Annotated in this window: 1 pseudogene; it reads right to left on the reverse strand. The window is 74.8% G+C overall.

Annotation, left to right across the window (positions count from 1 at the left end):
• Window positions 1-650, reverse strand: a pseudogene (locus tag EN781_RS33650) (peptidoglycan-binding protein); the annotation flags it as partial.

Consider the following 650-nt stretch of genomic DNA (forward strand, 5'->3'; position numbering starts at 1 on the left):
ACCTCGAACAGCGCCTTGGCGTCACCGCCGGCCGCCGCGTCGCGCAGGGCCTGCGGACCTGCGTCAGCCGGGATGTTGTATGTCGCCGCCGCTGCCTCAGGCGCGGCGCCGGCGGGCGGAACCGCGCCGGTGGTGGCGGGCACCGTCGGCGCGGCGGTCGGCGCCGTGGCCATCGGCTCGGCGTCGGCATCCGCGTCCGTTGCTGGCGCCGCGGGCGCTGCAGCGGTGACATCCGGCGCCGTCGCAGCAGGCGCGGCCGAAGCCATGGGCGTTGGTGCCGGCTCAGTGGCGGCGGGCGCCGCCTGCTTCACCATATCGGCGTCCGTCGGCGGCACGGCCGCGGTCTGCGCGGGCGCCGCGTCCCTGACCGGTTCCGCTTGCCGCACGGCACGGGTCGGCGTCTCCTGCGCCGCGGAAGCCGCCTTTGGCTCGGCAATGGTCTTCGGTTCGGCCGTGGCGTTGAGCGAGGCCGTCTCCACCGGCTGGGCGGCGATGATCGGCGCGGCGTCGTTGCTGGCAACCGGGGCCGGATCGGAGAAGAAGGCCTTGCCAAGCTGCAGGCCGGCAAGCGCTAGCATGATCGCGGCCGCCGCCATCAGGATCGGCTTGCGCCGCGCCTTGAGCAGATCGCCGATCCTGAGCGCCTTGAC

The organism is Mesorhizobium sp. M4A.F.Ca.ET.090.04.2.1 (genome assembly GCF_003999085.1).
Classification (GTDB): domain Bacteria; phylum Pseudomonadota; class Alphaproteobacteria; order Rhizobiales; family Rhizobiaceae; genus Mesorhizobium.